This window comes from Nocardiopsis sp. NPDC006938, from assembly GCF_042869555.1.
Classification (GTDB): Bacteria; Actinomycetota; Actinomycetes; order Streptosporangiales; family Streptosporangiaceae; genus Nocardiopsis.
In genome coordinates this window covers 12,629-36,838 of sequence record NZ_JBIAGA010000015.1, presented here as the reverse complement: position 1 = coordinate 36,838, position 24,210 = coordinate 12,629, and the positions used below count along the sequence as shown (strand labels likewise).

The window sequence follows — 24,210 nt, the reverse complement described above, 5'->3', positions numbered from 1 at the left end:
AGCGCCCGCCACCGACGGAAGACCGCCGGAACCGGGGTGTCAGTCCCGCAGTTTGAGCGCCAGGAAGAGGTCGACCCGGTGCTCCAGGCTGCTCAGGTCGCGGCCGGTGAGCTCCTCCACGCGGCCGATCCGGTAGCGCAGGGTGTTGACGTGCACGTGCATGGCGGCCGCGCAGCGCTGCCAGGACCCCGAGTGGGCCAGGAACCGCTCCAGGGTGTCCACCAGCTCCGAGCGGTGGTCCCGGTCGTACTCCAGCAGTGGGCCGAGCAGCCGCTCCCGGTAGGAGGTCTGCACCTCCTCGGGGACCGAGGCCAGCAGGAGCTCGTGCGAGTCGATCTCCGCCCCGGCGATGACCCTCGACCGCCCGCCGCGCAGCTCGGCCAGGCGCCGGGCGTGGCGGGCCTCCACGGCGGCTCCCCGCAGCTCGGCCACGCCCCGCGCCGCCGAGCTCAGCCCCACGGCCAGCCGGTAGTCGAGCAGCCCGCCGTCCAGGACGCGGGCGCGGTGGACCAGCTCGGCGCGGATCTCCTCGGCCCGGGAGCGGGCCCGGTCCTCGGGACCGTCCACGGGGATCACGGCCAGGGCGTCGTTGTCGCCGGTGACCACGGCCCCGGGGTGGTCGGCCACGAGTTCGGCGACCACACGGCGCGCCAGATCGGGCACGCGCGGCTCGGGCAGCATCATGGCACTGACCACGACGTGCACGCGGTCGTCGGGTTCGGGGGCCCGGCCCTGGCCGGTGCCGCGCATGAGGGCGGTGACCTCGTCGAAGCGCTGGGCCGCCAGGAGCCGCGGAAGCCCCTCCAGGTGGCGGGCCGTGGTCAGGGAGCGCTCCTCGTCGCGACTGCGGGCCAGGACGCTGACGGAGACCAGTTCGGCCACCGCCTCGTGCTCCTCCTCGGTCCAGGTCTCGTGGTCGCCGACACACACGAGCAGCCAGGTGGAGAGCGGGTGCGACTCCTTGGTCCGGACGGGGACGACGGTCAGGGAACGCCCCTGCCCTCCCGCGGTGCCCCGGGTGGTGTGGGGGAACGCCGACCAGGTCAGGGCGCGGGCCGCGAGGTCCTCCCGCTCCTCGTTCGCGAGGGGCGGGCCGGACGAGGCGATGGGGCGCCCGCTGGCGGAGACCACCCAGGCGGTGATACCCGCCTGGCGGGCGGCGGAGGCGAAGGCGTCGGGGAAGTCCGCCCCCGCGGCGACCTCGGCCATGAGCCGGCGCTGGCGGTCCCTGGTCTCGGCGATGGTGGTGAAGCGTCGCTGGGTGAGCGAGCGCAGCACCTCCTCGGTGACCACGCCGAAGGAGGTCTCCGGGGGGATCTCGACGAGGGGGATGTCATGGGCCGTGCAGGCGGCGACCAGGTCCTCGGGGACCTCGCCCAGGGCGGTGCCCGCCCCCACCGCCAGGGCCCCCGCGCCGACCACCGAGGCCACGAAGGTCTCGGAGTCCTCGGGGCGGGTCCGCCACATCATGCCGGTGAGGACGAGTTCCCCGCCGCGCAGGTAGCGGGCGGGTTCGAGCAGGTCAGTGGTGTAGGCCCACCGGATGTCGCGGTGGGCGTGCTCCGCACCCGCCAGGAACCGCAGGTGCAGTCGCCTGACGGCGAGCAGCTCACTGATCTGCATGGACTTCCCTCTGTCGGTCGGGTCGGGCGGCATCCCCCGATGGTGGCTCCGTACCAGGACAGTGTGCCCCCGAACCGGGGCGGCCGACGACAACCCGGGCGGTTCCGGGGCACTGTACGGGTACCGCTTGTAGGAAACGCCCAACGTCGGCGGTTCGTTCCGCCGCGTCTTCATGTCATCGACGGCTGGCCGGGCCTCCGGGCGGGGTGTTCTACTTCACAGCATCGCCCACCGACCAGGGGTCGCGACAGAATCGACCCGACCGGACCGCACTGCGCAGGACGAGGACGAGCATGGAATTCCTGAGGCCATCCACGCTGGTGGAGGCCCTAGAGGCCAGGAGCGCCCACCCCGACGGCGTGCCCATCATGGGCGGCACCGACGTGATGGTGGAGCTGAACTTCGACAAGCGCCGCCCCCCGGCGCTGATCGACCTGACCCGGGTCCCCGAGCTGACCGAGTGGGGGGTGGACGGCGGCAGCACGCGACTGGGCGCCGGGGTTCCCTACACCAGGATCATCGAACACCTGTCGGACCGGGCGCCCGCGCTGGCCCGCGCCTCGCGGTCGGTGGCCTCCCCCCAGATCCGCAACCGGGGCACGGTCGGCGGCAACCTGGGCGGTGCCTCCCCCGCGGGCGAGGCGCACCCCCCTCTGCTGGCCACCGACGCCGAGATCGAACTGGCCTCGGTGCGCGGCACGCGACGGGTCCGGGCCCGTGACTTCTACCTGTCGTTTCGCACCACCGCCCTCCAGCCGGACGAGCTGATCACGGCGGTCCTGCTGCCCGAGGCGGCCGGACCGCAGCAGTTCGCCAAGATCGGCACCCGCAACGCCATGGTCATCGCGGTGACCTCGTTCAGCCTGGCCCTGGACGCCGAGCGGCGGACCGTGGGCACCGGGATCGGGTCGGCCGGGCCGACCCCGCTGCGCTCGGAGGCGGCCGAGGAGTTCCTGGAGTCCGAGTTCGACTGGGAGGACGGCCGTCCCCTCACGGAGGCCGTGGTGCGCCGCTTCGGCGAGCTCGTGGCCGCCGCCTCCCGCCCCATCGACGACCAGCGCGGCACCGCCGAGTACCGCAGGCACGCCCTCTCCGTCATGGCGCGCCGCGCACTGAGCTGGTCCGTCACCGACTACCGGAAGGAGTCCGCGCGATGCGCGTGAATCTGAACGTCAACGGTGAGGACGTCACCGCCGACGACGTGTGGCCGGGTGAGAGCCTGCTGTACGTCCTGCGTGAGCGCCTGGGCCTGCCGGGCAGCAAGAACGCCTGCGAACAGGGCGAGTGCGGTTCGTGCACCGTCTACTTCGACGGTGTGACCGCCTGTTCGTGCATGATCGCCGCCGGGCAGGCCGAGGGGCGCGAGGTGCGCACCGTCGAGGGCCTGGCCCCAGAGCGGGGCAAGGGCGGCGACCGCGCCCTGGGCGTGGTCCAGGAGGCGTTCGTGGAGGCGGGCGCCGTGCAGTGCGGGTTCTGCACGCCGGGTCTGCTCGTGCAGACCGACGACCTGTTGGAGCGCACGGTGGGCGCGGGCCTGGGCGCCCCCGGGGACGCCGAGATCCGCGAGGCGCTGGCGGGCAACCTGTGCCGCTGCACCGGCTACGAGAAGATCATCGACGCCGTGCACCTGGCCGCCGAGCGCCGCGCCGACGCCGCCGACGGAGCCCGGTCATGAGCCGCACCGTGGTCGTCGAGGGCGCGCACGTGGTGACGGTGGACGGCGCCGAGCACGCCGACGGGCACGTGGTGGCCCGGGACGGCGTGATCACCGCCGTGGGGGCGGGACCGGCCCCACGGGTGGAGGACGGGGCCGAGCGGATCGACGGGCGCGGCTGCGTGGCCACTCCGGGTCTGGTCAACACCCACCACCACCTGTACCAGTGGGCCACCCAGGGGCTGTTCACGGACGGCACGCTCTTCGAGTGGCTGGTGGGCTCCTACGAGATCTGGCACCGGCTGGACGCCGACGTGGTCGCGGGGACCACCTCGGCCGGACTGGCCCACCTCGCGCTGTCGGGGTGCACCACCGCCTCCGACCACCACTACATCTACCCCGCCGGGCGCGGTGACATCGTCGCCGCCGAGGTGGAGGCCGCGCGCGAGGTCGGTGTCCGTCTGGACCTGGCGCGCGGTTCCATGGACCGCGGGCACAGCCAGGGCGGCCTGCCGCCGGACAGCGTGGTGGAGACCCTGGAGGGCGCGCTGGCGGGTACGGCCGCGGCGATCGACGCCTTCCACGACGCCTCGGCGTCGTCCATGACCCGGGTCGCGGTGGCGCCCTGCTCGCCGTTCTCGGTCTCCCGGGAGCTGATGACCGGCGCCGCCGAGCTGGCCCGGGACCGGGGTGTTCGCCTGCACACCCACCTCGCCGAGACCCTCGACGAGGAGGAGCAGTGCCTGGCCGAGTTCGGGTGCACCCCGGTGGAGTACGCGGAGAGTCTGGGCTGGCTGGGCGAGGACGTGTGGTTCGCGCACGCCGTGCACCTGTCGGACGCGGCGATCGGCCGGATGGCGGCCACGGGCACCGGTGTGGCGCACTGTCCGACCTCCAACGCCCGTCTGGGCGCCGGGATCTGCCGCGTGCCCGAGCTGCTGGAGGCCGGGGTACCGGTCGGCCTGGGTGTGGACGGACCGGCGTCGAGCGAGCTGACGGGGCTGGCCGGGGAGATGCACCAGGCGTTGCTGATGGCCCGCGCCCGCAGGGGTCCGCAGGCGCTGTCGGCGCGGCGATCCCTGGAGATGGCCACCCTGGGCGGCGCCCGGGTGCTGGGCCGTGACGCGGAGCTGGGTTCGCTGACCGTCGGCAAACAGGCCGACCTCGCCCTGTGGCGGGTGGACGGGTTCGGCCACGACGTGATCGACGACCCGGTGGTGGCCCTGACCTTCGGCCCCGTGCCCGCGCTGGAACGGCTCCTGGTCGGCGGGAACACCGTCGTCGACCGGGGCGAGCTGCGGACCCTGTCCGCCGAGACCGCCGCCGCGCGGGGCCGTGCGGCGCACCGATCCCTCACCCAGGAGGCGAACCTTCGATGACGGCCACGACCACGACCGTGACCACGGACCTGTCCAGCACCACCAAGGACGGTGTGGGCGCCAGCCCGCGCCGCCCCGACGGCACGCTGAAGGTCACCGGTGAGTTCGCCTACTCCTCTGACCTGTGGATGGAGGGCATGCTGTGGGGCGCGACCCTGCGCAGCCCGCACCCGCACGCCCGCATCCTGGGGATCGACGTCACCGAGGCGCTGCGGGTACCGGGTGTGGAGGCGGTCCTCACCCACGAGGACGTGCCCGGGGCCAAGCGGTACGGCCTTGAGTACCAGGACCAGCCGGTGCTCGCCTTCGACAAGGTGCGTTACAAGGGGGAGGCGGTGGCCGTGGTGGCCGCCGACCACCCGGAGACCGCGCGCCGGGCGATGGAGCGGATCAGGGTGGACTACGAGGTGCTGCCCCCGGTGAGCGACCCGGTGCGGGCCGCTCACGACCCCGGGTACCCGCTCGTGCACGAGGAGGGCGACCTGCCGGTGCACGAGGAGTACCGGCAGAGCGGCAACAGGGTGCGCCACCAGCCCATCCGCACCGGCGCCTTCGTGGCGGCCGCCGAGTCGGAGGAGGGTGCCCGCGAGGCGTTGGAGCGGCTGCGCGCCGAGGCGGACGCGGTGGTGGCGACCGAGTACGAGGTCGGTATGCAGGACCAGGCCTTCCTCGGCCCGGAGTCGGGGATGGCGGTGCCCGCCGAGGACGGCGGCGTGGACCTGTACGTGGCCACGCAGTGGCTGCACGTGGACCAGAAGCAGATCGCCCCGGCCCTGGGCCTGCCCCAGGACAAGGTGCGCCTGACCCTGGCGGGCGTGGGCGGCGCGTTCGGCGCCCGCGAGGACCTGTCGATGCAGATCCACGCGGCCATGCTGGCGCTGCGCACCGGCAAGCCGGTGAAGTTCGTGTACAACCGCGAGGAGTCCTTCTACGGCCACGTGCACCGGCACCCGGCCCGGATGCGCTTCGAACACGGCGCGAGGGCGGACGGCACGCTGGTGTACGCCACGCTGGAGATCATCGTGGACGGCGGCGCCTACGCGTCGGCGACCCCGGCGGTGGTGGGCGTGGCCTCCTCGCTGGGGATCGGCCCCTACGAGGTCCCGAACGTGATGGTGGACGCCTACGGCGTGTACACCACCAACCCGCCGTGCGGCGCCATGCGCGGCTTCGGCGCGGTGCAGGCCTGTTTCGGCTACGAGTCGCAGATGGACAAGCTCGCCGCGGAGCTGGGCATGCACCCGGTGGCGCTGCGGGTCAAGAACGCCATGGCGCAGGGCTCCCGGATCATCACCGGCCAGGAGATCGACATGCCGCTGCCGATGGTGGAGATGTTGGAGCGCGCCCGCGACCTCCCGATGCCGGTGGAGCGCACCGCCCTGGAGGACCCGGGCGACCAGCGCACGCTGCCCGGGGGCGTGGCCGGGACCACGCGCGGCGAGGGCGTCGTGCGGGGTGTCGGTTACGGGGTGGGTCTGAAGAACCTGTGCTTCTCGGAGGGCTTCGACGACTACTCCACGGCGCGGGTGCGCCTGGAGATCGCGGGCGGGGAGCCGGTGGTGCTGGTGCACACGGCCGCCGCCGAGGTGGGTCAGGGGCTGGTGACGGTCAAGGGGCAGATCGCCCGGACCGAGCTGGGGGTGGAGCGGGTGGCCATCGCGCCGTCCGACACCCGGGTGGGTTCGGCCGGCTCGTCCTCGGCCTCTCGGCAGTCGTACATGACCGGCGGGGCCGTGAAGCTGGCCTGCGAGGCGGTGCGCGCCTCGGTGTTCGCTCTGGCGCGTGAGCGCGGGATCGTCCCGGAGGAGGTGCCCGACGCGGAGCTGTCGTTGTCCGGGGGCAAGGTCGTCGCCGAGAGCGCGGGGGCCCTGGTGTCGCTGGCCGACCTGCTGGGCGAGTCGGCGAGCGGCGGCACGGTCGTGGAGGAGACCCGCGAGCACCACCACCGCCCCACCGAGATGCTTGACCCGACCCTGGGACAGGGGTCCTCGCACACCCAGTTCGGTATGTGCGTGCACCGGGCCGTGGTGGATGTGGACGTGGAGTTGGGCCTGGTGAAGGTGGTCGCCCTGGACGCGGTCCAGGACGTGGGCCGGGTGCTGCACCCACAGCAGCTCGCGGGCCAGATCCAGGGCGGTTCGGCCCAGGGACTGGGGCTCGCGCTGATGGAGGAGATCCAGGTCAGGGACAGCGAGATCCGCAACCCGTCCTTCACCGACTACCTGATCCCGACGATCCTGGACATGCCGCCGATGCGCATCGACGTGCTGGAGCACCCGGACCCGCACGCCCCGTACGGGCTACGCGGCGCGGGCGAGCCGCCGACGCTGTCGTCGACTCCGGCGATCGTGGCCGCGGTGCGCGACGCCACCGGGCGCGCGCTGACGCACGCGCCGGTGCGCCCGGAGGACATCGTGGGCATCCCGCTGTGACCGGGAGCCCGCGCGGGTGAACCGGGAGGGGCGGCGCGGTGGCGCCCGCCGCCCCTCCCCCTCAGTCGCCCGCCCCGGAGGTCCGACGCCCTCGGCGCCGGGGCGGGTCGTCGGGCCTGACGGGCCCGACCCCTACCCATGTTTGACTACGCCAAGTAGCAAACCCCCCACGCGCGGCGACACGCCGTGCTCATATCCCTCCAGGAGGGGACGTGACCGAATCCCATGGCACCGGCGCGCGGCCGAACCCGCGCCCCGGCGCGGATCGATCCTGGCTCGACCGGTTCTTCTTCGTCTCCGCACGGAACTCCTCCTTCACTCAGGAGGTCCGCGGCGGACTCACCACCTTCATGGCGATGGCCTACATCATCGTCCTGAACCCCATCGTCCTCAGCCAGGTGGCCGACGTGAACGGCGACCACCTCTCGGCCGGGCAGCTCACCACGATGACCGCTCTGGCCGCCGGGCTGGTCACCATCATGATGGGCGTGGTGGGCCGCGCCCCCATCGCCTGCGCGGCCGCCCTGGGCGTGATGGCCGTCGTCGCCTACCAGGCGGCGCCCGTGATGGCCTGGCCCGAGGTCATGGGCCTGGTCGTGTGGCAGGGCGTGGCCATCATCCTCATGGTCGTCACGGGCGTGCGCACCGCCGTGATGAACGCGCTCCCGCACGACCTCAAGCTGGCCATCGGGGTCGGCATCGGCCTCTTCGTCTCGCTCATCGGCCTGACCAACGCCGGGTTCGTCAGCGCGGGCGAGGGCGGTGGCCTGCTGCAACTCGGCTCTGAGGGCGGCGGGGGCCACCTCGACGGCTGGCCGATCCTGGTCTTCGTGGTCGGGCTCGTACTGGCCAGCGTGCTGCTGGCCCGCAACGTCCCCGGGGCGATCTTCTACGGGATCGTCGGCGCGACCGTGCTCGCCGTGGTCCTGCACGCGGCGCTGCGCCTGGACCCGGACTCCTGGGGAGGCGGCGTGCCCGCGCTGCCCTCCAGCCCCGTGTCCACCCCCGACTTCGGCCTGCTGTTCCAGGTGGACCTGTTCGGCGCGTGGACCACGGCCGGACCCACCACCGCCGGGATCATCCTGTTCACCCTGGTCCTCGCCGGGTTCTTCGACGCCCTGGGCACGATCCTGGCGATCGGCACCAAGGCCAACATCGCCGACCGGGACGGGCAGATGCCCCGGGTCAACCAGATCCTGGTGACCGACGGCGCCGGGGCGATGACCGGCGGCCTGACCAGCTCGTCGGCGACCCTGGTGTTCGTGGAGTCCACGGCGGGGGTGAGCGAGGGGGCGCGCACCGGCCTGGCCAGCGTGGTCACGGGTCTGCTGTTCCTCAGCGCCGTCTTCTTCGCACCGGTGTTCGGCATGGTTCCGGCGGAGGCGGCATCGGTGGCGATGGTGCTGGTCGGTGCCATGATGATGATGCACGTGGGTCAGATCGCGTGGTCGGACGTCTCGGTGGCCGTCCCCGCGTTCCTCACCATCGCGATCATGCCGTTCGCGTACGACATCGCGAGCGGGATCGGTGTGGGGATCATCGCGTACACCGTCGTCCGGTCGGCGCAGGGCCGTTTCCGCGAGGTCGGCTGGCTCATGTGGATCATGAGCGCGGTGTTCGCCTTCCACTTCGCGATGCACGCCCTGGGTCTGTAGCCACCGCGGGGCGGGGTGGGTTCGGCGTCCAGGTGGGGCGGCCCCGCCCCGCGGAGGGGTTCACGGGGTCCTCGTGGAGGGGCGGGGCGACCGGGTGGTGTCCCCGGCGCGGTCCGGCGGCGGTAGAACGCGACCGGCGCCGTGTGCGTCTCACCGGTCGGGCCGAGACCGGCCCCGCCCGACCCGAAGCGAAAGAGGCGCCCGTGTCCCCCACCCCCGTGCCCACCGAGATCGGCGGCTACCGCCTGCTCAAGGAGGTGGGCCGGGGCGGTTTCGGCTCGGTCCACCTCGGCGAGGACGCGCGGGGGACCCGGGTGGCGGTCAAGCTGCTGCACGTGGGCCCCGGAACCGACCCCCGCTTCCGTGAGCTCTTCGCCCGCGAGGTGGAGGCGGCCCGGAGGGTCAGCCCGTTCTGCGTCGCCCGGGTCCTGGACGCCGATCCGCACGCCGCTCGGCCCTGGATCGTCAGCGAGTTCGTGGACGGCCCGACCCTGTCCCAGGACGTCCGCCGCAACGGTCCGCGGACCGGGACCGACCTGGACCGGCTGGCGGTACCGACGGCCACCGCGCTGTCGGCGATCCACGCCGCCGGGGTGGTGCACCGCGACCTCAAGCCGAGCAACATCATGCTGGCCCCGGACGGACCCCGGGTGATCGACTTCGGGATCGCGCGTCCCTTCGGCGAGGCCACCTCCCTGACCGCCAGCGCGGTGATCGGCACCCTCCAGTACATGGCGCCCGAGCAGTTGGAGGACGGAGCCAGGCTCACCCCCGCCCTGGACGTGTACGCCTGGGGCGCGGTGATGGTCTTCGCGGCCACCGGCCGGCCGGTCTTCAACGCCGGGAGCCAGCGCGCGCTGGTCAAGAGCGTGCTCGTGGACCACCCGGACTGTTCGGCCCTGCCGGAGCCCCTGCGGGGGATCGTCGAGCGGTGTCTGAGCAAGGAGCCCGGGCAACGGCCCGGGGCGCGTGAGCTGGTCGACCAGCTCACCGGGGTGACCGGGACGACCGGGGCCCCCGCGGACCACGCCCCCGCCCGGACCCCGCCACCGGTGGCGGGGTCCGGGGCGGAACCGGCTCCGGACCGGCGTGAACGGCCGAAGGGCGGCCCGCCGCTGTGGTTCGCGGGGGTGGGCCACACCCGTGGCGACGACCTGGCCGAGGCCATGCGGAAACGGTGGGCCGACGCGGTGGACTTCCTGCGCGACCCCCGGCAGTGCCGGGTGCTGGGATCGTGGCTGCGCGACCTGCACGGCCGGGAACGGGAGGGCACCCGGGTGGTGGAGGACGCCGCCCGGGACCCCGAGCTGGCCCTGGTGCGTCTACTGGCCGGGCTGCGCCCGGACCTGCCTCCGGTGCTGCGCGGTCGGGACATGACCCTGACCTCCCTGACCAACCGCGTGCGCACCGCGCACGGCCTGTTCCTGGAGACGGGGGTCACCGTGGAGGCGGGAGTGACCGTGGAGACGGTCGAGGCGCTGTCGGGGCACCACTGCGCGGAGCCCGACCACGAGTGCGGGCCGTTCCCCTGCCAGGCCTACCGGGGGTTCGCCGCCGACCTGCGCGCGGCCTCCGAGGCCGCCGCGCGTACGGTCCGTGTCCACAACCCCTGGCTGTCCCGGCAGGGCTGGGCCGGACACGGTCCGGTGGACGTGGCCTCGCCCGGGTTCCTCGGGCTGTTGCTGACGGCGCTCCTGAACCCTCGCCAGTGGCGCGCCCGCACCCGGACCGCGTCCCGGGTGGGCGGTCGCTGGGCGGCCCTGGTTCCCGCGGCGAAGGTGTCGGGGGACCCGGCCGAGGCCGCCGGGGTCGAGGCCGTGCACCTACGGGTCTGCGAGGCCCTGGTGGAACTCAGCGGGCGGGAGGCGGGGACCGCGCCCAGGCTCGCGGAACTGCGCGGGTACCAGCGGGCCGTGGCACGTGAGGGCGGGGCCGTCCTCGTCTGCCTGGTGCTCGGGCTGGCGCTGGTGGCCTGGCTGAACCTGGGCGAGGTCGAGGTGTCCGGGCCGGTGGTGTGGACCCTGGCCGTGGGACCCCTGATCGTCCAACAGCTGGTGTTCGGCGTGCTGCGGGGCTGGCGTCGCCGCACGCCCCCCGCATGGGTGGTGGTGGAACAGGACGGCCCACAGGCCACCGTGCAGCGCCTGGTGGAGCGCCTCGAAGGGGAACAGGGGCGGCTGGACGCCTCCTTCCGGGACGCGCGGTCCAAGTTCGCGTGAGCGGGCCGGGGACGCGGCGGCCCCGGCCCGCGGGTGTCAGTGGTCCGTTCGCGGGGCCGCGGAGGCCGGGGCGGACTCCTCCGCGGCCGGGTTGTGCCGCACAGCGGTCTTCGCGGCCTCCTCCGTCGCGGCGGGCGGCTCCCGTCCGTCGAGGACCGCGCGCATCCGCTCCACGTCCAGCTGTCCCTCCCATCGTGCGATGACGAAGGTGGCCACGCAGTTGCCGAGCAGGTTGATGGACACGCGCATGGTGTCCATCAGACGGTCCGCGCCCAGCAGCAGGGCCACGCCCGCGGCGGGGAAGGCGCCCAGTGCGGTGGCGGTCGCCGACAGGGCGAGGAAGGCCGAACCGGGGACCCCGGCCATGCCCTTGGAGGTCAGCAGGAGGATGAGGACCATCATCAGCTGGTCGGCCAGGGTCAGGTCAGCGCCGAAGGCCTGGGCGAGGAAGAGCGCGGCGATCGGCAGGTAGATCGCGGCGCCGTCGAGGTTGAAGGAGTAGCCGGTGGGCACGACCAGGCCGGTGGTGGCCTTGGAACAGCCCGCGTTGGTCAGCTTCTGCATGATGCGCGGCATGACGGCCTCGGAGGAGGCCGCACCGATGGCCAGGGCGAACTCCTCCTTGGTGTAGCGCAGGAACTTCCAGAGGTTGACCCCGGCCAGGACCCGCGCGATGACCGCCAGCGCGAGCAGGAAGACGGCGGCGGCGGAGTAGCAGGCGATGATGAGCATCCCGAAGCTGCTGAGGGAGGACAGCCCGTAGGCACCGATGACGAAGGCCATCGCGCCCAGGGCCCCCAGCGGAGCGGCGCGCATGATCCACCCGATGCAGGTGAAGATGACGTCGGTGAAGCGTTCGACGAGGTCCAGGACCGGTTTGCCGCGCTCTCCCATCTTGGAGAGCGCGAGCGCGACGAACACGGCGAAGAACAGAACCTGGAGCAGGGCGTTCTCGGCGAACGCGCCGACAACGCTCTCGGGGATCACGTCGAGCAGGAACTGGGCGAAGCCGGGGATCTCGCCGCCCTGGGTCACCTCCTCCAGCGCGCCGGTGTCGAGGTCGGCGGGGTCCACCTCGAAGCCCACACCGGGCTTGAGGAGGTTGGCCACGACCATGCCGTAGAGCAGGGCGAAGGCGGTGACGACCTGGAAGTAGACCAGCGCCTTGACTCCGATCCGGCCCACGGCGCCCAGGTCCCCGACCTTGGCGATGCCGGTGACGATCACGCAGAAGATCAGCGGCGCGATGAGCATCTTGATGAGGCGGATGAAGCCGTCGCCCAAGGGGCGCAGGCTCTCCCCGAACGAGGGCCACAGGTGCCCGATCAGCACGCCCGCCACGACGGCGACGATCACCTGGAAGAAGAGCGAGCGGTAGAAGCGGGGGCGGGGACGGTCGGGCGCTTCGGTCTCCGTGGCTGCTGCCATGCGGGCCCTCCACAGGGGGTTTCAGAGAATTTCGGAATCCATATTCCGCCATGAGGAATAGAGATTCCGACAGAGTAATGCTCGTCACATCCGCCACGCAAGGAACATCCGTACAAACCGGCTGGTAACAACCTCGCGAGCCCGGGACCCCTTTGACAGCCGACTTTCCCGCACCCTAAGTTGTCAATGCCTACTTTCGATTCCCCTTCGGGAGGCCGTTCATGGACACCAGCGTCAACGGAAGCCCCTCCCCCGCACCCGACGACCCCGGCCTGAGCGCCGCCGACCACCTGCGCGACCGGCTCGGCCTCACCGGCACCAAGATCGCCTGCGGCTCCGGCGTGTGCGGGGCCTGCACCGTGCTGGTCGACGGAGCGCCCGCCGCCTCCTGCCTGCTTCCCGCCGACCGACTCGCCGGACGCGCCGTCACCACCGTGGAGGGCCTGGCCGGTACCCACCCCGTCCAACGCGCGCTGGCCGCGCACAACGGACTCCAGTGCGGCTACTGCACGCCCGGTTTCGCCGTGGCGGCCTCCGTGTTCGTGGACGCCTGGCGCGCCGAGCACGGCGACACCCGACCCGCGCGCGACGACGTCGCCGAGGCGCTCTCCGGCCACCTGTGCCGGTGCGGCGCCTACGAGGGGATCTTCGCCGCCGTGGCCGCCGCCTGCTCGGGCGCGTTCGACACCGAACCCGACCGGCACCCGCCCCGCGCGGACGCGCCCGACAAGGTCACCGGACGCGCCCGCTTCAGCGCGGACCACGCCCCGTCCGGCACCTGGGAGGGCGCGATCGTGCGTTCCCGGGTGCCGCACGCCCGAGTCCGCGAGGTGAGCGCCGCCCCGGGCCCGGACGGCGCGACCACACCCCTGGTCGACCTGCTGGGCGAGGACCGCGTGGTGCGCTACGCGGGCCAACCGATCGCGGCGGTGGCCGCACCCACCAGGGCCGCGGCGCGGGCGCTCGCCGAAGCGGTGCGGGTGGACCTGGAGCCCCTGCCCTCGGTGACCGACCCCCGTGCCGCCACCGCCCCCGGCGCCCCCGTGCTGTACGCCACGAGGGCCGAGCGCGAGGCCGCGCCCACCTACGGCGAGGTTCCCACTCCCCCGGCTCCCTGGAACGGTAACGTGCGCGGGCCCGGTGTGCTGAGCTGGCGCGGCCCCACGGCCGTGGCCCGGCTGCGGGCCGCCGCGCGGCGCGCTGACCCCCTGCTGGTGGCCGAGGAGTACACCACCGCCACCCAGGTGCACAGCCCGCTGGAGCCGCACGTGAGCGTGGCCTCCTGGGTCGACGGCGACCTGCACCTGCACGTGTCGACGCAGTCGGTGGGCAAGATCGCCGACCGGGCGGCCCGGCGCTGGAACCTGCCCCGGGAGCGGGTACACCTGGTGGCCGAGTACGTCGGCGGCGGGTTCGGGGCCAAGAACTCGCTCTCGGCGGACGTGGTGGCCGCGGTGGAGCTGTCCCGGCGCGTCGGCCGGCCGGTCCGGGTGGTCCTGGACCGGTCCGAGGAACTGACCGACGCGGGTCACCGGCCGGGGACCCGCACCCGGGTGGCCCTTCTGGCCGGGGACGACGGTGCGCTGCGGGCCCTGAGCGTGGACTCCCACGGCGACGGGGGCGTGTCGGTCGGTTCCAACGTCGCCCTCCTGGCCGCGCTGATGTACGGCCGATCTCCCCGACGGGTGCGTGACTACGACGTGGTGACCAACCGGCCGCCGGGCGAACCCATGCGGGGGCCGGGTGGACCACCGATGGCCTGGGCCCTGGAACAGACCGTGGACACCATGGCCCTGCGGATGGGCGAGGACCCGCTGTCCCTACGGCGGCGCTGGGACGGCAACCCCAAGCGGCGGGCCCTGTACACGCGCGTGGCCGAGCTGCCGCTGTGGCGGGACCGCGCGCGCGGGCGGCGCACCGGCCGGTTCCGGCGCGGAGTGGGGCTGGCCGCGGCGGGGTGGCCGTACCTGCTCGCCCCCGACGCCCGGGTGGAGTTGGTGGTGGAGGGCGGCGCCCTGGTGGTGAGGTCGGCCACCCAGGACATCGGTACCGGCATCCGCTCCGTGCTCGGCGGCGCGGTCGCCGCCCGCCTCGGTGTGGACGCGTCGGCCCTGCGCGTGGAGATCGGGCACAGCGGGGCGGTCCACGGCACCGGTTCGTTCGGCAGCCGCACCACCACCTCCATGGGCCCGGCGGCCGAGGACGCCGCCGACCGGATGCGCGCGGCCCTGCGTGAGCGCTCCCCCGGCGTCCCCGCCCGCGGCCCTGTCCCCGAACACGCGTTCAAGGAGGCGCTGGCCGCCGCCGAAGGGGTCTCGGTGGTCGGAGAACGGCGCCGGGACCGCTGGGGCGCGCTCACCCCGAACTCGGGCGACCTGGCGGTCGGGCGCGGTATGAGCGGCGCCGTGCACGTGATGGAGGTGGAGGTGGACACCCTGCTCGGCCGGGTGCGGCCCACCCGCTGCTGGGCGGGGATCGCCGCCGGGCGGATCTACGACGAGCGGCTGGCCCGCAACCAGTGCGAGGGAGCCGTGGTGCAGGGCGTGGGCTACGCGCTGTTCGAGGAACGGCGTGACGATCCCGAGACGGGGGTGGTGCTCTCCGACGACCTGGAGGACTACCGCCTGCCCGGAATGGGGGACGTGCCCGAGACCGAGGTGTACTTCCACGAGGAGGGGTTCGAGCACGTGACGGGCGGCGGGGTCGGCCTGGGCGAGGTCTCGGTGGTGGGGGTGGCGGCGGCGCTGGGCAACGCCGTGCACGACGCCACCGGCTGGCGTCCGCGCGACCTCCCGCTGCGTCCGGACCGACTGATCGGAGGACTGCGTTGAGCACCGTACGAGGACCGTTGACCGCTCCCACCCGGCCCACGAGCGCGGCCGAGGCGGCCCTGGAGCTGGCCCGGGGCGGGGCCCGTCCCCGCGCCGGGGGCACCGATCTCGCCGCCTGTGTGGAGTCGGGGGTGGTGGCGCCCGGACCGCTGGTGGACCTCGCCCGCGCCGAGGATCTGAGGGAAACGCGCTGGACGGAGGACGGCGGAGTGCGGATCGGCGCGATGACCACCGTCGCGGCGCTGGGCACGCGACCGCGCCTGGCCGAAGCCTACCCGGGCCTGGCCGCCGCGGCGCGGGCGCTGGCCACCCCGCAGGTCCGGTCCGTGGCGACGGTGGGCGGCAACCTGCTCCAGCGCAACCGCTGCCCCTACCTGCGCAACCCGGCCTTCGACTGCTTCCAGACCGGGGGCGAGGGGTGTCCGGCCCGCACCGGCGACCACCTGCGGGGCGTGGTCGTGGACCTGGGGCCGTGCGCGGCGCCGCACCCGTCGTCGCTGGCGGTGGCACTGCTGGCCCACGAGGCGACCGTGGTCGTGGTGACCGGCGGCGGCTCGTCCCAAGAGGGGGGCCAGGCGGAGCGGGACCTGGCCGCGTTGTACGACGGGACCGACCCGACCCGTGACCACCGGCTCGCCCCCGACGAACTGCTGACGGCGGTGGTGCTGCCCGCCCCCGTGCCGGGCGAGCGCGCGGCGCACCTGCGCGCGGCGGGCCGGGCGCGCGCCGAGTGGCCGCTGGTCGAGGCGGTGGTGCGCTTGGAGTGCGCCAAGGAGGGCGCGGGACCGGTGGCGCGCGCGTGGGTGGCGGTGGGCGGGGTGGCCCGCACTCCGTTGCGCCTGTCCGGTGTGGAGCGCGCCCTGGTGGGAGCGGTTCCCGGACGCGAACCGGGCCCGGGTTTCGACCGGGCGCTGGAGGGGGTGGCGGACCTGTGTTCGCCGCTGCCCTCCACCGGGTACAAGGTCGACCTGCTCCGGGCGTCCGTGCGGGACGCCGTCGAGCGGGCCCTCGGGGCTCCGGCTCGGTGAGCCGGGTTCCGGGGGCGTGGTCCGGTGCCCGGCCACGGGCGGCCCGCCCGGGCCCCGGGTCAGTCGGTGTGGTCGGCGGCGGCGAGGATCAGGTCGTCCATGCGCGCGAGCGCCGCGTCCAGTGCGTCGATCCGTTCGACGATGCGGGCCCGCTCGCGCACCAGCATGGCCCGCTGCTCGGCGCTGGTGGCGCCGGTCTCGACACACGGGAGAAGCTCCGCGATCCGGCGGCTGGACAGACCCGCCGCGTAGAACTGCTGGAACAGGCGGACCCGGTCGACGGCCCCCTCGTCGAACTCGCGCTGTCCCCCCGGGCCGCGCTCGGAGCTGAGAATGCCCTGTTCCTCGTAGTAGCGCAGCGCCCGCACGCTCACACCGGAACGCCTGGCGACCTCACCGATGCGCACGGGTCCTCCTCGACTTGAACCTCACGTTGACGTCAGGTCCTAGTGTCCCGGACATGGACACTTCGTCAACCCGCACCAAGCACGCCTTCGCCGTCGAAGGCTCCGTCGCCCTCGTCACCGGGGCCAACCGCGGCCTCGGCCGCCTCTTCGCCCAACAGCTCACCGAACGCGGCGCGGCGCGTGTGTACGCCGCGGCCCGCCGCCCGGAGGAGATCGACCTTCCCGGGGTCGTGCCCCTGGGGCTCGACATCACCAACGACCGCTCCGTGAGGTCGGCTCTCGCCCGGGCGGGCGACGTCACCCTGCTGGTCAACAACGCGGGGATCAGCAACTGGACCCACCTGGTGACGAGCGACCTCGCCGCGCTCCGGCAGGAGATGGACACCAACTTCTGGGGCACGCTCGCCATGGTCCGCGCCTTCGCCCCGGTGCTCGGCGCGAACGGCGGCGGAGCGATCCTGAACGTCCTGTCGGCGCAGTCCTGGTTCGCCTTCCCGGGAACAAACGGATACCACGCGGCCAAGGCCGCCCAGTGGGCCCTGACCAACGGCGTCCGGATGGAACTCGCCGACCAGGGCACCCTGGTGACGGGGCTGCACCTCGGCGCGGTCGACACCGATTTCAGCGCCGCCTACGACGGCCCCAAGGGCGACCCCGCCGTGTCCGTCCGTGCGGGGCTCGACGGCCTGGCACGCGGTGCCGTCGAGGTGCTCGCCGACGAGTGGAGCGCCCACGTGAAGCGGGCGCTGGCCGACGACCCGACGCGCCTGGCCCGGGAGATCGGCTCCGGAGTCGTGTGAACCCGTTCACGGACCGCGTGGACGCCGGGCCCGCCCCGGCGGACCGGCCCGACACGACCCGAGGGCCCGCCATGGTGGCGGGCCCTCGGGTCGTCGTCCGACGCGTGCGGCGCGGTCAGCCGCGCAGGAGCGCCTGGTGGGCGAGTTCGCGGCAGACCACCGCGAAGTCCAGCCCGGCGGCGGCGGACGCCATCGGGAACGTGGAGGTCTCGGTCAGGCCGGGGGCGACGTTGGTCTCCAGGAAGATGGCCTCGCCCCGGGCGTCCACGATGAGGTCGGTCCGGGAGAAGTCGCGCAGCCCCAGGGTGCGGTGGGCGGTCAGGGCCACCTCGGTGGCGGCCGCGACCACGTCCTCGTCCAGCCGGGCCGGGCAGAAGAACTCGGTGCGACCGGCGGTGTAGCGCGCCGCGTAGTCGTAGACCCCGCCGTCCGGGACGATCTCCACCGGGGGCAGGGCCACGGGGCCGTCACCGGTGTCGAGGACGCCGACGGCCAGCTCGGTGCCCTGGACCTGCTCCTCCACGAGCGCGGAGTCGCTGTAGGCGAAGCACGACACCAGGGCGGTGGACAGCTCGGGCACCGAGGTGACCGGCGTGGCGCCGAAGGCGGAGCCGCCGCGGTCGGGCTTGACGAACAGCGGCAGGCCGAGGCGGTCGGCGAGGCGGTCGAGCAGCGCCGGGGCGCCCAGGTCGTGGAAGGCCGACTTGGGCAGGGTCGCGCCGCGTGGCACCCGCACGCCCTTCTCGGCGAGCAGGGCCTTGGCCGCGGGCTTGGTGTAGGCCAGTCGGCAGGCGTCCGGCCGGGCGCCCACGTAGGGCACGCCGACCAGTTCCAGGACCTCGCGGATCGCGCCGTCCTCCCCGGCGGCCCCGTGCAGGACGGGGAAGACCACCTGGGGCGGGTCGGCGGCGAGTCGGCCCAGCAGTCCGGAGTCGACGTCGGCGACCTGGACCTCGACGTCGAGTCGGCGCAGGGCCTCGGCGACGCTGCGGCCGGAGTGGACGCTCACCTCGTGTTCGGGGGACAGGCCTCCGGCGAGGACGAGAACCCGGTCAAGGTCGGCCACGGCGGGGACCTCCTTCTGTGCTGCGGTCATGGTGCTGGGCCCTTACGAGAGGATGTCAGGGCAGGTCAGGGGTGGGTGCCTGGCTGCCTTCGGTAGGCGTTGAGAGCGCGGGACCGAAGGTGTCGCGCAGGTCGATCTCGCCCTCGATCGCGGCCACGAGGCGGCGGACACCCTCGCGGATCTGTTCGGGGGTGGGGTAACAGAAGCTCAGGCGCATGCTGTCCCGGCCGCGCTCGTCGGCGTAGAAGCCGGTGCCGGGAACGTAGGCCACGCGCTCGTTGAGGGCGCGCGGCAGCATGGCCTTGGCGTCGATGCCCTCGGGCAGGGTCGCCCACACGAAGAACCCGCCCTCGGGCCGGGTCCACGTGCACCCGGCGGGCATCATCGCCTCCAGGGAACCGAGCATCGCGTCGCGGCGCTCGCTGTACATGGAGTTGAACGCCTTGATCTGTTCCTTCCAAGGGAAGGTGTTCAGGTAGCGGCGCACCACGAGCTGGTTGAACGTGGAGTGGCTGAGCATCGCGGACTCGGCGGCCAGGACCAGTTTGGCGCGCACGGGGGCGGGTGCCAGCGCCCAGCCGATGCGCAGGCCCGGGGAGAGGGTCTTGGACAGCGAGCCGAGGTAGATGACGTTGCCGTTGCCCTGGGAGTACAGGGTGGGCTCGGGCTCGCCGTCGTAGCGGAGCAATCCGTAGGGGTTGTCCTCGACCACGAGCACGTCGTGGCGCTCGCAGGCCTCCATGACCCGGGCGCGGCGCTCGGCGCTCATGGTGATCCCGGCGGGGTTCTGGAAGTTCGGGATCGTGTAGAAGAACTTGACCGGTCGGCCGTCGAGTTTGGCGCGGACCAGCGCCTCCTCCAGCTCCTCGGGGATGACGCCCTGGTCGTCCATGCCCACGTGGCGGATGTCGGCCTGGAAGGCGGCGAAGGTGTTGATCGCGGTGACGTAGGTCGGCGCCTCGGTGAGGACGACGTCGCCCGGGTCGACGAAGACACGGGTGACCAGGTCCAGGGCCTGCTGGGAGCCGACGGTGACGATGAGGTCGTCGGGGCTGGCCCGCACGCCCTCCAGCGTCATGTACTCGCAGATCTGTTCGCGCAGGACGGGGTCGCCCTGGGCGGAGCCGTACTGGAGGGCGGTGGCGCCCTCCTCGGAGACGACGTCCTTGACCAGGTCGCCGATCTGTTCGAGGGGCAGGGCGGCGACGTTGGGCATCCCGCCCGCCAGGGAGACGATCTCCGGCCGTGAGGCGACCGCGAAGAGTGCCCTGACCTCCGATGCCACCATGCCCTGTGCTCGGTGTGCGTAACGGCCGACGTGCGGGTCGATACGCGAACCCTGTTGGCCGGGCTGCTGCTCTCGGTGGTCAGCGGACACGATCCACCTCCGAAGGAAGGACGGTCTGTGGGGCCGTCGTGGCGGGACGACCGGGGTCGTCGTTGATCCCTGGTTCGACGCCGCGCGCGGCCCGTTGGTTCACCGTGCGTCTCCCGTGGCCACGGGGGCACGGGGCGGTGACGGTGGCTGGTTCGACTGGTGCGGACCGTGGTGGAACACGGTTCGGGAAATGTCCCGAGTCTAGCCCAGCCGCTGGTCCCGGTGTGCGCGTCCCCCTCACCCGCCCGCGTTCGCGTCTGACGGACACCGGCGTCGCCGGTCGTCGTCCCGGGCAGGGTATCCCCGGTCGCGTTCCGACTCACATCGGGATGACACGAACATGACACACTTTTCACCCTTGCCACCCGAGTCGGACATACACCATCAATCCGTCATCAGCGACATTGGTGCGGTGGACCAGAGCGCCGCACACGGCGCCGCCGACCCAGGGGGAAGTCATGGGAGTCCGCTCGACCGCCGCCACCGCGTCACTGGCCCTGCTGCTGTGCGCGCCACTCGCCTCCTGCACCGCCGACGAGGCGCCCGAGCAGAGCGCCGACGCCGCGCTGCTGGAGCTGGAACGAGCCGCCGACGCCCTGTCCGTGTCGATCCTGCGCCCCGGGGCCGAGCGTGCCTTCGCCCGCAAGGGCCACCCCGTGGCCGCACCGCTGGAGTGCGCCGCCGTACCGGAGTCCGCGCCCTCGTCCGCCCCCTCCGAGGACCTCGCCGAGGACCTCGCCGAGGGCGAGGACGCCGTCACCGCCGGCGGTGACGAGGAGGCCTCCCCGGCTCCGGACGGGCCGGAATCGCGGGGACGGGAGCGCGGCGGCCGCCTGGAGGTGCTCTGCACCGGTCAGAGCCGCGACGGAGCACAGGTCCGTTTCGAGGGCCGCCTGCTCCGCGAGGCCCTGGCCGAACGCGCGATCGGCGACGACAGTCTGCGCGGGGCCTTCACCGGGAAGGTCGGTGAGGAGGAGGTCTTCACGATGGACTGCTTCCAGTGCTCACCGGCGAACGCGCCGACGCCGGGGGCCGGGGAGGACGCGTCGGCGCCCGAACCAGCCGCCGACGCCGAATAGGCCTCACGGCACGATCGCGCGAGGGTGCGGCCCGGTGACGCACACGTCCCCGGGCCGCACCGTCAAGTGCGCGACGGCCCCGGAGTCTCCCCCGATACTCACGGGGCACCAGCCCGTCGACGCGTCCGCAGTCGAACCCCCGTCACCCCCCTCAAGGCGCGAAGGACGCGGACGCGTCCCGCACCGGTGAACAGCCCGCCGTGCCCTCTCTTGCCCGGTGGCCGCCCACCGGTGTGCGGGCCGCGCGGAACCATTGGACCCCACCGGCCGCGACGCCCGCAACGGTTGCAACAGGTTGCGACGTCATCGCCCAGAGCGATCGGGCGCTTCCCTGGACCGCGCGCGCAGGTCGCGTACGCCCGGCGCCGAGGAGCCCGGCAGGAGGTCCAGCGGCGACTCCGGCGTGAGCACCCGGACCCGGAGGTCCTCGGCGAAGCGGTAGGGACGGCTCTCGATCAGACCGCCCAGGTTGCGCCGCATCCGGGAGAGTTCGGCCCGCACGGTCACCACGTGCTGGTCGGAGCCGAACACGTCCTGGGAGAGCTGTACCCCGGACCGCCCCTCACGATGCGCCGCGAGCAGCAGCAGGAACTCGGAGTGACGCGGTGAGAGGCGGTGGGCCCACTCGCCGCTGTCCCCCGCCACCGTCACGGTGGCCGCGCCGGGCCGGGTCAGGTCCAGGGTGACGGAGCCGGGTACGGCCCGCTCCCCGGAACCCGGCCGTACCAGCCACCCCCCGGGCAACGGCTCCAGGACGCACTCCCCCAGTGTCGGCAGCCAGACGGTTCCACCGTCGCAACGCTTGGGCAGCTGCACTCTGCGGACCGGCTCCGTGTGGACGGCGGCCGCGGTCCACCCGTTCTCGTCCACGACCAGCGCGGGGCGGCTCAGCCCGGCGATCAGGGGGGCCGCCACCGACCGCAGCCGTTCCAGGTGGCTGTGGTGCAGTCCCTGGAGGTGCGCCTCGGCCAGTCGCGCGACCGCGTTGACCAGGGCCAGGGTGGTGGGGTGGACGGTGGACACGGGCCCGGTGACGTCGATGGCGCCCAGCAGCCGCCCGTCCCGGGGGTCGTGCACCGGGGCGCACGCGCAGGTGAGCGCGTGCAGGCTGCGCACGTAGTGCTCGGCCGAGTAGACCTGGAGGGGACGCCCCACCACGAGCGCGGTCCCGATGGCGTTGGTGCCCGCGCTCCCCTCGTTCCAGTAGGCGCCCTCCACCAGCCCGACCCGGTCGCCGACCGCCCGCATCCGGTGGGAGCCCTCCCGCCACAGCACCCGGCCCGCCGCGTCCGTCACCAGCATGATGTGCTCGGCCTCGTCGGCGACCGACACCAGGGAACGGCGGATCAGCGGAAGGACCTCGGAGATCGGCGACGCCTCCCGGTGGCGCTGGAGTTCGTCCATCCTGGCCATCTTGGGCGGCGACGCGCCGAAGGGATCGATGCCGGACTGGCGCATCCGCTCCCAGGAGTCCTCGATCACCGGGCGCAGCGGCGCGGGCGTGGGCCGACCGGTGAGCAGCGCGTCGTGGACCCTGCCGAGCAGGACCGCGTGCTCGCGCGCGTTGGCGCCGGAGGGCAGCGCCGTGTCCAGGGAGGGGTAGCGTGCGCCCGGCCCCTGCCGCAGTGACCGCCCCGGCCCGCTCACCACGGGCTCCGGCGGACGGCGGACGCCCCGCCCGGCAGGACTCCGGAGACCGGACGCCACCGGTCTGGTGGAGCCCCGTTGACGACCGTCACGACCCCGCCGACGACCCGGAACCCGTTCCTCCGGACACGCGCGTTCATGTGGCCCCCACAGGTCCTCGGTTGGGCAAGGAGTTCCCCAGTTTCCTGGTTCGAGTGTGGCGGGGCCAACAGAACCGGGAGAAGCGTTCTATTCGGCGGCACTGACGGACCGTCTCTTCCGAATCCTGTGGAGTCCTCCCCCGGGCGAGCCTCGCTGTTCACCGTGGTCGACACACGGGAGGTGAGCGGCCTCCCCGACGACCGCTCCCGAAGCGGCCGCGGGGCCATGGCCGGAAGCGGCCATACGGACCCTCGAAGTTCGGGTTCGTGGTAAAAGCGGCGGCCCATGGCCACGCTCGGAGGTGTACCGTGGCCGATCCCGGCCCTCGACCCGCCCGGGGCCGCCCTCCTCCCGCCGTCGAACGCACTCCTTGGCCGAACCGTCCAAAAGGACGCCGAGGGATCGTACGGTTCGGATACCGGAGGGCGGCCTCACTGCTGCCTACGCTGGCCGAAGCCGCACCCGTCGACAGGAACGGACCAGATGAACAGCCCGATCGGCCCCACCGACTCCAGTCTCGTCCCCCGCTTCGCCGGCCCGGCGACCTTCGCCCGGCTGCCCAGGATCGACCAGGTCCACCACGCCGACGTGGCGGTCGTGGGCGTCCCGTTCGACACGGGGGTGTCCTACCGGCCGGGGGCCCGCTTCGGGCCGTCCGCCATCCGGGAGGCCAGCCGTCTGCTGCGCCCCTACAACCCCGGACTGGACGTGGCCCCCTTCGAGAGCCTACAGGTGGTGGACGGCGGCGACATCGCCGTGAACCCGTTCTCCGTCGGGGACGCCGTGGAAACCCTGGACCAGGGCGCCTCGGCCTTCGTGACGGCCGGAACCACGCTGGTCACGCTGGGCGGCGACCACACCATCGCGCTGCCTCTGCTGCGCTCGCTGTACCGCGTCCACGGGCCGATCGCCCTGCTGCACTTCGACGCCCACCTGGACACCTGGGACACCTACTTCGGGGAGCCCTACACCCACGGCACGCCGTTCCGCCGGGCCGTGGAGGAGGGCCTCCTGGACACCGAGGCGATCGCGCACGTGGGCACCCGGGGGCCGCTCTACGGCAAGCGCGACCTGGAGGAGGACCGCCGTTTCGGATTCGGGATCGTGACCTCCGCCGACGTCATGCGCAAGGGAGTGGACGAGGTCGCCGACGCGCTGCGCCAGCGGATCGGCGACCGTCCGCTGTACGTGTCCGTGGACATCGACGTGCTGGACCCGGCGCACGCGCCCGGCACCGGAACCCCCGAGGCCGGGGGGCTGACCAGCCGCGAGTTGCTGGAGATCCTGCGCGGCCTGGCCGACCTGAACCTGGTCGGCGCGGATGTGGTCGAGGTGGCTCCGGCCTACGACCACGCGCAGATCACGTCGACCGCCGCCGCTCACGTGGCCTACGACCTGGTCAGCCTGCTGGCCCTGCGCCACCAGCGCCGGGCCAGGCCCTAG

At 73.4% G+C, this 24,210-nt stretch carries 17 protein-coding genes; 11 read left to right on the top strand and 6 right to left on the bottom strand.

Annotated elements, in window-relative coordinates:
- Nucleotides 1-39: 39 nt before the first annotated feature.
- Nucleotides 40-1,623, bottom strand: a complete 1,584-nt coding sequence (locus ACFYL4_RS20970; protein WP_387520130.1) for a PucR family transcriptional regulator — start codon at nucleotides 1,621-1,623, stop codon at nucleotides 40-42.
- 293 nt (nucleotides 1,624-1,916) lie between these two features.
- Between ACFYL4_RS20970 and ACFYL4_RS20965 the strand changes: the two genes are divergently transcribed.
- From ACFYL4_RS20965 to ACFYL4_RS20940, 6 genes are all read left to right on the top strand, one after another.
- Nucleotides 1,917-2,786 carry an FAD binding domain-containing protein gene (locus ACFYL4_RS20965; protein ID WP_387520128.1) on the top strand — a complete coding sequence of 290 codons (870 nt, stop codon included), beginning with the start codon at nucleotides 1,917-1,919 and terminating at the stop codon, nucleotides 2,784-2,786.
- Nucleotides 2,777-3,298 (top strand): (2Fe-2S)-binding protein, encoded by a 522-nt coding sequence (locus ACFYL4_RS20960; RefSeq protein ID WP_387520126.1) that lies wholly within the window; start codon nucleotides 2,777-2,779, stop codon nucleotides 3,296-3,298. Before ACFYL4_RS20965 ends, ACFYL4_RS20960 begins: the two co-directional genes overlap by 10 nt.
- The gene (locus tag ACFYL4_RS20955; RefSeq protein ID WP_357769538.1) at nucleotides 3,295-4,656 is read left to right on the top strand and encodes an 8-oxoguanine deaminase; all 1,362 of its coding nucleotides are present in this window, start codon (nucleotides 3,295-3,297) and stop codon (nucleotides 4,654-4,656) included. Before ACFYL4_RS20960 ends, ACFYL4_RS20955 begins: the two co-directional genes overlap by 4 nt.
- Nucleotides 4,653-7,088: a molybdopterin cofactor-binding domain-containing protein gene (locus tag ACFYL4_RS20950; protein WP_357769540.1), complete on the top strand. Its 2,436-nt coding sequence runs from the start codon at nucleotides 4,653-4,655 to the stop codon at nucleotides 7,086-7,088. Before ACFYL4_RS20955 ends, ACFYL4_RS20950 begins: the two co-directional genes overlap by 4 nt.
- A 212-nt stretch (nucleotides 7,089-7,300) precedes the next feature.
- Nucleotides 7,301-8,743: an NCS2 family permease gene (locus tag ACFYL4_RS20945; RefSeq protein WP_387520123.1), complete on the top strand. Its 1,443-nt coding sequence runs from the start codon at nucleotides 7,301-7,303 to the stop codon at nucleotides 8,741-8,743.
- Nucleotides 8,744-8,946: 203 nt separating this feature from the next.
- Complete coding sequence (locus ACFYL4_RS20940; protein ID WP_387520121.1) at nucleotides 8,947-10,962, top strand: serine/threonine-protein kinase; 2,016 nt, start codon at nucleotides 8,947-8,949, stop codon at nucleotides 10,960-10,962.
- A 36-nt stretch (nucleotides 10,963-10,998) separates the two neighbouring features.
- Here ACFYL4_RS20940 and dctA read toward each other — a convergent pair whose 3' ends face one another.
- Complete coding sequence (dctA, locus tag ACFYL4_RS20935; protein WP_387520119.1) at nucleotides 10,999-12,390, bottom strand: C4-dicarboxylate transporter DctA; 1,392 nt, start codon at nucleotides 12,388-12,390, stop codon at nucleotides 10,999-11,001.
- Between the two features lie 221 nt (nucleotides 12,391-12,611).
- Here dctA and ACFYL4_RS20930 point away from each other — a divergent pair, with 221 nt between their 5' ends.
- Both ACFYL4_RS20930 and ACFYL4_RS20925 read left to right on the top strand, forming a co-directional pair.
- Nucleotides 12,612-15,221 carry a molybdopterin-dependent oxidoreductase gene (locus ACFYL4_RS20930; protein WP_387520117.1) on the top strand — a complete coding sequence of 870 codons (2,610 nt, stop codon included), beginning with the start codon at nucleotides 12,612-12,614 and terminating at the stop codon, nucleotides 15,219-15,221.
- Nucleotides 15,218-16,249 carry an FAD binding domain-containing protein gene (locus ACFYL4_RS20925; RefSeq protein WP_387520115.1) on the top strand — a complete coding sequence of 344 codons (1,032 nt, stop codon included), beginning with the start codon at nucleotides 15,218-15,220 and terminating at the stop codon, nucleotides 16,247-16,249. Before ACFYL4_RS20930 ends, ACFYL4_RS20925 begins: the two co-directional genes overlap by 4 nt.
- A gap of 59 nt (nucleotides 16,250-16,308) precedes the next feature.
- Here ACFYL4_RS20925 and ACFYL4_RS20920 read toward each other — a convergent pair whose 3' ends face one another.
- A complete protein-coding gene (locus tag ACFYL4_RS20920) occupies nucleotides 16,309-16,656 on the bottom strand; it encodes a MerR family transcriptional regulator (RefSeq protein ID WP_387520113.1) in 348 nt (115 codons plus the stop codon).
- Nucleotides 16,657-16,709: 53 nt separating this feature from the next.
- Here ACFYL4_RS20920 and ACFYL4_RS20915 point away from each other — a divergent pair, with 53 nt between their 5' ends.
- Nucleotides 16,710-17,456 (top strand): SDR family oxidoreductase, encoded by a 747-nt coding sequence (locus ACFYL4_RS20915; protein ID WP_387520111.1) that lies wholly within the window; start codon nucleotides 16,710-16,712, stop codon nucleotides 17,454-17,456.
- Between the two features lie 115 nt (nucleotides 17,457-17,571).
- On the opposite strand, the gene ACFYL4_RS20910 is transcribed toward ACFYL4_RS20915, so the two are convergent.
- Nucleotides 17,572-18,522, bottom strand: coding sequence for a D-alanine--D-alanine ligase (locus ACFYL4_RS20910; protein WP_387520349.1), 951 nt, complete (start codon nucleotides 18,520-18,522; stop codon nucleotides 17,572-17,574).
- A 55-nt stretch (nucleotides 18,523-18,577) separates the two neighbouring features.
- On the bottom strand, nucleotides 18,578-19,810 hold the full coding sequence (locus ACFYL4_RS20905) for a PLP-dependent aminotransferase family protein (RefSeq protein ID WP_387520347.1): 1,233 nt from the start codon (nucleotides 19,808-19,810) through the stop codon (nucleotides 18,578-18,580).
- Nucleotides 19,811-20,358: 548 nt separating this feature from the next.
- Here ACFYL4_RS20905 and ACFYL4_RS20900 point away from each other — a divergent pair.
- Nucleotides 20,359-20,979, top strand: coding sequence for a hypothetical protein (locus tag ACFYL4_RS20900; RefSeq protein WP_387520110.1), 621 nt, complete (start codon nucleotides 20,359-20,361; stop codon nucleotides 20,977-20,979).
- Nucleotides 20,980-21,282: 303 nt separating this feature from the next.
- On the opposite strand, the gene ACFYL4_RS20895 is transcribed toward ACFYL4_RS20900, so the two are convergent.
- Nucleotides 21,283-22,626, bottom strand: a complete 1,344-nt coding sequence (locus tag ACFYL4_RS20895; protein ID WP_387520108.1) for a GAF domain-containing protein — start codon at nucleotides 22,624-22,626, stop codon at nucleotides 21,283-21,285.
- A 624-nt stretch (nucleotides 22,627-23,250) separates the two neighbouring features.
- Between ACFYL4_RS20895 and speB the strand changes: the two genes are divergently transcribed.
- Complete coding sequence (speB, locus tag ACFYL4_RS20890; RefSeq protein ID WP_387520106.1) at nucleotides 23,251-24,210, top strand: agmatinase; 960 nt, start codon at nucleotides 23,251-23,253, stop codon at nucleotides 24,208-24,210.